Raw genomic sequence first — 9,536 nt, forward strand, 5'->3', positions numbered from 1 at the left:
GGTGAGAAATGCCCAAAGAATATACGCACACCGAGTGCTTCTCCTTCTTCGGAACCACGCCGCGAAACACGCGCTGGAGCTGGTCCGGACGCAGCGAGGATGGCGCCGACGTGTCGGTCACGCTGTGGCAGGACCGCTTCGAGGATAAGGGCCGCGTCTATCGCAACTGGAAGACCGATCGCCCCGGCGAATGGAAATCGCGGCCGGGTTTTGTCGAACTGATCGACAATCTTGCCTATGCCCGCGACCATGCCGGCGGTGTTGTTCACGTCATCATGGCGCAGGCGCGAGACAAAGACGCATCCCCGCGGTCGATCGCACGATGCTTTCCGCATCCAACCCTCAAGATGTGCGTCGTCGAACTCGATCAGGGCGAGGGGACGTTCGTGCTCGAGCGCCTCGAACCAGCCTCGCCCGCGTAACGATAAACAGACGCGAACAACAAAATGTGGGGATGATTAAATAATCACCTACCATATCTTGAATCTGCCTTTCTTTGTTCCCACCTCGTTCCCGGGAGCAAAAGGGAGTTATCGTCATGCGCGGCGACTACAGGCTTACGACCTTCGCGTCGGGGTGTGGCGACAGCATCCTGATCGAAGCGCACGACAAGGTCGTGATGATCGACATCCACTATCGCGCGGCCAGGGCTCAGGACGACGAAGACGACGAGGCCCCTGACTTTGCGTCGGATATCCGTCAGGCCTGTGGCAACGACCACCTCGACGTGTTCGTATCCACCCATCCCGACAAGGACCATGTCGGCGGCTTCTCTGAAATCTTCCATTGCGGGTCGCCCGAGACTTGGGACAGCGATCCCGATAATTCCGATCCCAAGATCATCGTCGATGAGATCTGGTGCAGCCCCTACGGCCTGAACCCGCACTACACCACGGACCAGTCGAAGCCTTTGACCGACGAGATCAAGCGGCGATATGCGCTTCAGAGCACCGATGCCGGCTATCGCGACGGCAACCGGCTCAAGGTGATGGACACCAGCAAGGTCACCACCGGATCCATCGCGACCGATTTCGAATGGCGTCTTCTGGCCCCTACTCCTGCGGAGTGGGACATCCCCAAGGCGCCCGAGGGCTGCACGCCGACCTCATCCAATCCGACCAGCCTCGTCATCCAGTGGACCGTTCGTCGCTATGGCGGCGACAATCTGATCCTCACCTGCGGCGACACCTCGGTCGAAGTTCTCGAACGGCTCGAGAAGGAGATCCACCGGAAGAATCCCGACCATCTGGCGTGGCACATCCTGCTCGCGCCGCATCATTGTTCGCGCCGCTCCATCGGCCGAGTTCCGTTCGGCGGTTGCACGGATGGTGAATTCGTCGAGTCCATCGAGGCGCTGAAGGCGCTCGGCGAGCAGCGCGGCAACGGGTACGTGGTGTCGAGCAGTCGCCGCGTGGTCAGGGGCGGCGACACCCCACCATCATGGCACGCTAAGCGCCGCTACCTTCGCATTCTCGCAAACGGCGGAGAGATCAACGGGTCGGTCGAAGGGCGCTTCCGCTGTACGGGCGGGAACGGCGCGTCGGACCTTCCCGCTCACATCGTCTTCAACCTCACCATGGGTGGGCCGACCCTCGCTCCGGCCAAAGTCCCGGCGACGGTCGGTCTGGGCGGTGGCGGAGCGGCAGTAGGCGGGGGTGGCTCCTATGGCTGACGGTCATGACGAACCGATCACCGCCGAGGTCGTGAAGGATTTTGACCTCGGGCAGCTACTCGAAGTCGCGCGCATCGCGAAGTCCCCCGGCGTGATGGCGTCATCGATCGTCCTTCGCTCTGTCGACGATACTGAAATACTGAGCTTCGAGATCGCGACCGAACCAACGGTGGAGCCGCCCGCTGCGGACGTGCGTGACGTCGAATGCATCCATTTCATCTACCGGGATGGCCGCACCTTCGGACGTACCGCGCCGTACAACGTGCTGTGCGAGGGGGAAGGCTTTCCGCGCAGAATCGGCCATTTGTGCTCGGGTCCCCCGGGGAGCAAGGCTGCACCCTGTCTTGCACTGGACGGCATCCAGCCGATCTACGAACGCGCCGGGATCGAGGCAGTCATGACCCGACTGCGCGACTTCCTGCGTGACGCGAAGACCGGCACGCTCATGATGGACGGATGGGAGCCGGTTCCCTTCGGCGTCGGCCAGAAGCTGCGTATGGGCGAGATGAACCCCCGCGTCTTCCAGGAACACGCTCACGCCAACCCTGATGCCGGTAGCGCGATGGGGGTCGCGATCAGCTACGACGATGACCAGCACAAGCAGGTCTCGGTCTTCCCCCAGTTTCTGTCACTAGAGGACGTGCTTCCAGCAATCGGACATCACAACAAGACCGATCACGAACGCCATGCGATCCCTTGGGTATTCGTGTGGCGCAATCCGTCCGTGGTGGAACGCGACCCCATGTTCGAGGACTGGCGAACCGGTACCGAACTGCTCGAGGGGATGAAATCGATCGGCGTCAACCACGCCTTCGACACCGCGGTCGGCGGTCTGCTGAACAGGGGCGTCGACTTTCGCTGTCACCGCCCTCCGCATGGCGGGAAGGCTATGGTGGTCGTCATCGGTGTTTGGCGACCGGCACCAATCATGGACGCCTTCTTCGGCTATTCTGACGATCCCAAGGCGCGCAGTCTCGAGTTGCGCGCCTTTCTCATATCCCAGGACTTCGACAAGACGATCCTCGACGCGGATATGCGCATCGAGACGATCGTAGGCGACTATCCACCATGTCCTAAGCTCATGCGCTGGGTGGCAGGCGTCGACATCCTACCGCCTGTCGCGCTGCTTGGACATGGCGCGCTCGGCAGTTCGATCCACGATAGCCTGACGCGATCCGGCATGGACGATGTCGTGGTGTGGGATAAGGATCGCATCCACTCGCACGCCATTCGGCCCAGAGCGCCGACATCTACGCCAATAAGGCGGAGCATGCGAAGCGACTGACCGGCGCGATCTGGCACGGCGAAGGCAAGGCGCAGGCGATCCGGGATGATATTACCACGATCGATGTCGTCGATCTTCAGGCGAGGATCGACGGGCGGCTCTTGATCGACGCGACGGCCGACGAGCGCGTGCGCCTTCGGATGGACGAGCTTCGCACCGCGACGGACGCGACCATCATCCGCAGCGAGATGTTCCATGAAGGGCAGCTCGGCATGACTTTCGTGTCGCCGCCGGGTGGGCCCACGATGTCGGACATGATGCTGGCGACGATAGCTATGGCGCCCAATGAACCGGCCGTGGCGGCATGGCTCGACTTCGAGAATCGTCATCCCCTTGGCCCGGATCCCCTGCTTTACGGCTTCGGCTGCACGTCGATGACCGTGCACCTGCCCAAGCATGCGGTCGAACAGCATGCGTCGGTCGCCTGTACCGCGATCCTGGGCGACCGCACCGAAGCCGGCATCCTGCTCAATCCGCTCGATCAGCGGCTGCGGCCAACCGGCTCGCGCTGGATACCGATGGCTCCCTTCACGATCTTGCGCCCTGCGACAGCCGAGGACTGGCAGATCCGCATTTCGCCGGCGGCCATCGCCAGCATAACCGGCGAGCGGTCCGCCGCGCTACCTGCGGAAACCGGCGGGTATCTCTATGGCGCATGGGATCCGAACCGGTGCGTCATCACCATCGTCCATGCCTCTTCCCTGCCACCGGGATCGGCGGCGACCGAAACCCGACTCGAGCTGGGCGAGGCCGGTGGCACCTTGACGGAACGACGGCTGACGCGCCTCACGCGCGGTCGGACGTATCTATGCGGCACATGGCATAGCCACCCCGACGGCTCGGCCGACATGTCCGGTCGCGACTATCGCGCCATGATGGAGCATGCGGAGAACGATGCGCCGGAGCTGCGCCCGACGCTCATGGTCATTGTCGCCGATCAAGACATTCAGGCTCATCTGAGGCTTCCCTGATGGCAGACTCCCTGAAGTCCGGCATCAGCGCCAAATATCTCGTCCCGATCGTGGCGGCCTATGCCGCGGCTGCGGGGCTGCTGGGCCTCGACAGGATCACCCAGATCCAGACGGTGCTGGAACATGCAGGCATGGCAGGAATCGCCGGCATCGCCATGCTGGTTCTGCAGGAGGTCTTCCCGCGCCCGATTAAGGAGGCGCTTGTCTTCTGGCGGCTTCGGGATCGTCTTCCTGGCTGCCGTGCTTTCTCCGAAATTGCGCCGGCCGACGCGCGGATCGATCCGACCGATCTGGCAGTCCTGATCCCAACGGCGCCGATGAACCCCACCCAGCAGAACGCCCTCTGGTATCGCTGGCTGAAGGCAATTGAGAGCGATCCCGCGATCGCGGACAACCACCGCCGCTTCCTGATCCTGCGCGACTGCGCCGTGTTGCTCGCGCTCCTGGCGCTGATCACCCCCGCGCTGCTGATCTGGACACACGGCACACCTAGGCATACCCTCCTGCTCTCGGCCGGGCTGTTCGTTGCATACCTGATCGTGGCCACATCCGCGCGTCATGCGGCAGTTCGGCTGGTCGGCAACGTCATTGCCCGCAAAGTTGCAACGGCATGACCGAGCGCACCGCGCCTCCCAGCGGATGCGATCGATGAAGATCGAGATTCATGACGTCGACCACGGCGGATGCTCGGTCACCACCGGCCCAGCAGGACATCGCCTGATGCTCGACTGCGGGCTATGTAGCGATCGCCCGTGGTATCCGTCGGTTACATATCACGGTCAGCGCATCGACACGCTGATGCTGATGAACCTCGACGAGGATCACTGCGAGGATCTGCCGCATCTATGGCAGAACTGCGGAATCGGAGCCGTCGTCAGCAACCCCACCGTCGACGCCAATGCGCTCCGGGCTATGAAGGCGGAGTGTGGAATGAGGGACGGCGTCTCGACTGCGACGAGCATCCTTGCTCATTTCGGTCCCGGCTTCCTGGGCGAGTGGTCACATGATCTTGGCGGTGTCAGGTGGCATGTGTTCTGGAACCGCTACGGCGCCGACTTCATGGATACCAACAATCTCAGCCTGGTCGCGTTCGTCCACCTCGGCCCCTTCACCATCCTGTTCGGTGGCGACTTCGAACGGGCCGGCTGGCGCCAGCTTCTGCAAAACCCACACTTCCGCGCTAAGCTGGCGAACGTGAATGTCTACGTCGCGTCACACCACGGGCGTGAAAACGGATGCTGCACCGAGGTCTTCGACATCTGCCGGCCTGATCTCGTCATCTTCTCTGACGGGCGGAAGCAACATGGCACCCAGGAAACAGGTGACTGGTACGCCAGCCGCACGACCGGCATCCCCGACTACACCAAGCCCGCAGGGCTGTTCGGCATCCGTCCACTCCGCAAGGTCATGACCACACGCCGTGACGGAACCATCACGATCGATGTCACCACCGACGGCAGGTACTTTGTACTGGGCGATCGGATGAATCAGCTGCCAGCTTTGTCCCGTATGCTCGCTGGATCGCCTACATGGTAACATGGAAGCGATATTGGTCCGTCCGCGACGACCCTTTGAGGCGATACAGTGCGCCAGGGGGTGGGACACAGGCGGCCGAGGTAGAACGGGCACCGGCACTGACCCGCAAAGACAGCCGTGTATTTTACAGACAAGAGGCTAACCCATTGATCTTGCGATGCAATGAACCCGCATTTTTTACAGAAGCGCAGCTTGACCACTTGCTCGATAGGCGAACACGAAAAAGCCCGCTAAGTCATTCGACTTGCAGGCTTTTTGGAATGGTTGCGGGGACAGGATTTGAACCTGTGACCTTCAGGTTATGAGCCTGACGAGCTACCGGGCTGCTCCACCCCGCGACACTTCGCTGATGCGAAGGAGGGTAGATGAGATTGTGAATGGGTTCAGATGACGTGATGCATGTCGCACGGGCTTCAATGCCTGGCGACGACCTACTCTTCCATCGCTTGAGCGATAGTACCATTGGCGCAGGCGGGTTTCACGGCCGAGTTCGGGATGGGATCGGGTGGGACACCGACGCTATAGCCACCAGGCAATGGAGCCGGTGCGACATGCGTGCACGTTATCTGTGGGGTACCCCGTCGTGGCTTGTGGCCGTGACGGGGCTCTTAAAATCGAGACCGTGCTTTTGGTTGCCAGCCTCTCGGAACACCGAGTGCTGGTTGTAGTGGTATTCGAACCAATCCCTCGACGGCGAGGGGATTGGCAATCTGGCGTCGGCTGAATCATCCGCACCGTGCAATGGCTGACTGGTTGCCCAGTGTTGTCATTGATGGTGGAACTCTCAAGCGCGAATAGAGCAATTAGTATCGGTTAGCTCCATGCGTTACCGCACTTCTACATCCGATCTATCAACGTCGTGGTCTCCGACGGCTCTATGAAATCTTATCTCGAGGGAGGCTTCCCGCTTAGATGCTTTCAGCGGTTATCCCGTCCATACATAGCTACCCAGCTGCGCTCCTGGCGGAACGACTGGTACACCAGAGGTATGTTCAACCCGGTCCTCTCGTACTAGGGTCAACTCCTCTCAAATTTCGACGCCCACGGCAGATAGGGACCAAACTGTCTCGCGACGTTCTGAACCCAGCTCACGTACCACTTTAATTGGCGAACAGCCAAACCCTTGGGACCTGCTCCAGCCCCAGGATGTGATGAGCCGACATCGAGGTGCCAAACAACCCCGTCGATATGAGCTCTTGGGGGTTATCAGCCTGTTATCCCCGGCGTACCTTTTATCCGTTGAGCGATGGCCCTTCCACGAGGGACCACCGGATCACTATGACCGACTTTCGTCTCTGCTCGACTTGTCAGTCTCGCAGTCAGGCGGGCTTATGCCATTGCACTCTAACAGACGGTTTCCGACCGTCCTGAGCCCACCATTGCGCGCCTCCGTTACTCTTTAGGAGGCGACCGCCCCAGTCAAACTACCCGCCACAGAGGGTCCCTGTTCCGGCTTACGGAACGAGGTTAGACATCAGAAACAAACAGGGTGGTATTTCACCTATGGCTCCACATCAGCTGGCGCCGATGCTTCAAAGCCTCCCACCTATGCTACACAGTTTCTTCCTAATGCCACTCTGAAGCTGCAGTAAAGGTGCACGGGGTCTTTCCGTCTAACCGCGGGTACTCCGCATCTTCACGGAGAATTCAATTTCGCTGAGCATGTCCTGGAGACAGTGGGGAAGTCGTTACGCCATTCGTGCAGGTCGGAACTTACCCGACAAGGAATTTCGCTACCTTAGGACCGTTATAGTTACGGCCGCCGTTTACCTGGGCTTCATTTCAGAGCTTGCACCCCTCCACTTAACCTTCAGGCACCGGGCAGGCGTCAGGCCCTATACGTCGTCTTGAAGCCGACTTAGCAGAGCCCTGTGTTTTTGCTAAACAGTCGCTACCCCCTGGCCTGTGCCCCCCATAAGAGCTTGCGCTTATATGGGGCCTCCTTCTTCCGAAGGTACGGAGGCAATTTGCCGAGTTCCTTCAGGACACTTCTCTCAAGCGCCTTGGTATACTCTACCTGACCACCTGTGTCGGTTTCGGGTACGGTCTATACGGTGGGGCTATTTCCTGGAACCATTTCGAAGCCTGACCAATCCGATAAGGTCAGACAACACACATGATCCGTCACACACCACCAGGCCCACGAATATTAACGTGGTTCCCATCGACTACCCCCTTCGGGCTCGTCTTAGGGGCCGGCTCACCCTGCGCGGATTAGCCTTGCGCAGGAACCCTTGGTCTTTCGGCGAGAGGGCATCTCACCCTCTTTATCGCTACTCATGTCTGCATTCGCACTTCCGATACCTCCACGACCCATTACCAGATCGCTTCACAGGCTTACGGAACGCTCCGCTACCGCGTACCACATAAGTGGCACACCCTAAGCTTCGGCACGTATCTTGAGCCCCGTTACATCTTCGCCGCAGGACCTCTTGTTTAGACCAGTGAGCTGTTACGCTTTCTTTAAAGGATGGCTGCTTCTAAGCCAACCTCCTGGTTGTTTTGGAAGTCCCACATGCTTTCCCACTTAGATACGATTTGGGGGCCTTAGCTGTAGGTCAGGGCTGTTTCCCTTTTGACGACGGACCTTAGCACCCGCCGTCTGTCTCCCGCATATCACTCTTGGGTATTCGGAGTTTGGTTAGGTTTGGTAGATCTCGCGACCCCCTAGCCCATCCAGTGCTCTACCCCCCAAGGTGTTCGTGCGAGGCACTACCTCAATAGTTTTCGCGGAGAACCAGCTATTTCCCGGCTTGATTGGCCTTTCACCCCTAAACACAACTCATCCGGTAACTTTTCAACGTTAATCGGTTCGGACCTCCAGTGCGTGTTACCGCACCTTCATCCTGGTCATGCCTAGATCGCCGGGTTTCGGGTCTAATACATCAAACTCTGGCGCCCTATTCAGACTCGCTTTCGCTGCGCCTACACCTAACGGCTTAAGCTTGCTTGATACATTAAGTCACAGACCCATTATGCAAGAGGTACGCTGTCAGGCCATAAAAGCCCTCCAACTGCTTGTAGGCAATCCGTTTCAGGTACTGTTTCACTCCCCTCATCGGGGTGCTTTTCACCTTTCCCTCACGGTACTAGTTCGCTATCGGTCACATACGAGTATTTAGGCTTGGAGGGTGGTCCCCCCATGTTCAGACAGAATTTCACGTGTTCCGCCCTACTCGAGTCCTGAATTCTCACTTTCGCATACGGGGCTGTCACCCGCTATGGCCGAACTTTCCAGATCGTTCTGCTAGTTGAAATTCAGGCACTGGCCTGGTCCGCGTTCGCTCGCCACTACTAACGGAATCTCGGTTGATGTCTTTTCCTCCAGCTACTGAGATGTTTCAGTTCGCCGGGTTCGCTTCACGAAGCCTATGTATTCAGCTAAGTGATACCTGACCAATTAACTTTACCCCAGCCGAAGCTCAGGTAGAATTAATCGGATAGGTGGGTTTCCCCATTCGGAAATCATAGGGTCAAAGCTTGCTCACAGCTCACCTATGCTTATCGCAGCGTGCCACGTCCTTCATCGCCTGTATGTGCCAAGGCATCCACGAATTGCCCTTACCTCACGCTTGAGAGTCCACACCACCAACGACATCACTGGGTGCCTCCGAAGAGGTCACCAACTCGGCAGAGCAGTGCGCGTTGGCCTTTGTCAGGTGCGGATGATTATAATCTCAGCCAGATTATTTATATGATGACGCACGTCCTGGCCTTGCGAACCGCTTGTCGAATTCACCGCGCACCGAAGTGCTGAGCGAACCGCCGAAGCTGTCCTCAATGTCCAAAACCATACGCCTCACGGCATCGATTTTAAGAACCCATTCACAATGTCAAATACGACGGGCTTGCCCGTCAATCACCGCACTCTCGTGCGGCGAACCGTTTCTCTTCATCTCTAGGTTGTAGCTGATGGCACGCGCCGTCTCGTCTCAAAGATATGGTGGAGCCTATCGGGATCGAACCGATGACCTGATGCTTGCAAAGCAACCGCTCTCCCAGCTGAGCTAAGGCCCCATGTTCGATGCGCCGTTTGGCACACGCGAATATCGAGATCGTTGAGACGCTGACG

General features: G+C 59.0%; 6 protein-coding genes, 2 tRNA genes and 2 rRNA genes. 6 read left to right on the forward strand and 4 right to left on the reverse strand.

From position 1 onward, the window contains the following. Nucleotides 1-8: 8 nt before the first annotated feature. The 6 genes from FSB78_RS15185 to FSB78_RS15210 all read left to right on the forward strand — a co-directional run bounded on the left by FSB78_RS15185 (nt 9) and on the right by FSB78_RS15210 (nt 5,464). On the forward strand, nt 9-422 hold the full coding sequence (locus FSB78_RS15185; RefSeq protein WP_147083414.1) for a hypothetical protein: 414 nt from the start codon (nt 9-11) through the stop codon (nt 420-422). Nucleotides 423-538: 116 nt separating this feature from the next. Beyond that, nucleotides 539-1,672 (forward strand): MBL fold metallo-hydrolase, encoded by a 1,134-nt coding sequence (locus tag FSB78_RS15190; protein WP_147083415.1) that lies wholly within the window; start codon nt 539-541, stop codon nt 1,670-1,672. Beyond that, nucleotides 1,665-2,957, forward strand: coding sequence for a hypothetical protein (locus tag FSB78_RS15195; protein ID WP_147083416.1), 1,293 nt, complete (start codon nt 1,665-1,667; stop codon nt 2,955-2,957). The genes FSB78_RS15190 and FSB78_RS15195 overlap by 8 nt, the downstream gene beginning before the upstream one ends. A gap of 101 nt (nt 2,958-3,058) precedes the next feature. Beyond that, entirely contained in the window at nt 3,059-3,928 is an 870-nt protein-coding gene (locus FSB78_RS15200) for a Mov34/MPN/PAD-1 family protein (protein WP_147083417.1), read from the forward strand. Beyond that, nucleotides 3,928-4,542 carry a hypothetical protein gene (locus FSB78_RS15205; RefSeq protein WP_147083418.1) on the forward strand — a complete coding sequence of 205 codons (615 nt, stop codon included), beginning with the start codon at nt 3,928-3,930 and terminating at the stop codon, nt 4,540-4,542. Before FSB78_RS15200 ends, FSB78_RS15205 begins: the two co-directional genes overlap by 1 nt. Before the next feature lie 34 nt (nt 4,543-4,576). Next, nucleotides 4,577-5,464 carry a ComEC/Rec2 family competence protein gene (locus FSB78_RS15210; RefSeq protein WP_147083419.1) on the forward strand — a complete coding sequence of 296 codons (888 nt, stop codon included), beginning with the start codon at nt 4,577-4,579 and terminating at the stop codon, nt 5,462-5,464. A gap of 261 nt (nt 5,465-5,725) precedes the next feature. Here FSB78_RS15210 and FSB78_RS15215 read toward each other — a convergent pair. The 4 genes from FSB78_RS15215 to FSB78_RS15230 form a co-directional block, all read right to left on the reverse strand. After that, a tRNA-Met gene (locus FSB78_RS15215) sits at nt 5,726-5,802 on the reverse strand. Between the two features lie 80 nt (nt 5,803-5,882). Further along, nucleotides 5,883-5,997 (reverse strand): 5S ribosomal RNA (rrf, locus tag FSB78_RS15220). A gap of 250 nt (nt 5,998-6,247) precedes the next feature. Next, nucleotides 6,248-9,039, reverse strand: a 23S ribosomal RNA gene (locus tag FSB78_RS15225). 366 nt (nt 9,040-9,405) lie between these two features. After that, nucleotides 9,406-9,481, reverse strand: a tRNA-Ala gene (locus tag FSB78_RS15230). Between the last annotated feature and the right edge of the window lie 55 nt (nt 9,482-9,536).

This window comes from Sphingomonas ginsenosidivorax (genome assembly GCF_007995065.1).
In the GTDB taxonomy this organism is placed as follows: domain Bacteria; phylum Pseudomonadota; class Alphaproteobacteria; order Sphingomonadales; family Sphingomonadaceae; genus Sphingomonas; species Sphingomonas ginsenosidivorax.

What these genes read in the sequence shown, in the direction of transcription:
- FSB78_RS15210 (WP_147083419.1), top strand. Translation starts at nt 4,577, where the DNA reads ATGAAGATCGAGATTCATGACGTCGACCACGGCGGATGCTCGGTCACC.
- FSB78_RS15195 (WP_147083416.1), top strand. Translation starts at nt 1,665, where the DNA reads ATGGCTGACGGTCATGACGAACCGATCACCGCCGAGGTCGTGAAGGAT.
- FSB78_RS15205 (WP_147083418.1), top strand. Translation starts at nt 3,928, where the DNA reads ATGGCAGACTCCCTGAAGTCCGGCATCAGCGCCAAATATCTCGTCCCG.
- FSB78_RS15190 (WP_147083415.1), top strand. Translation starts at nt 539, where the DNA reads ATGCGCGGCGACTACAGGCTTACGACCTTCGCGTCGGGGTGTGGCGAC.
- FSB78_RS15185 (WP_147083414.1), top strand. Translation starts at nt 9, where the DNA reads ATGCCCAAAGAATATACGCACACCGAGTGCTTCTCCTTCTTCGGAACC.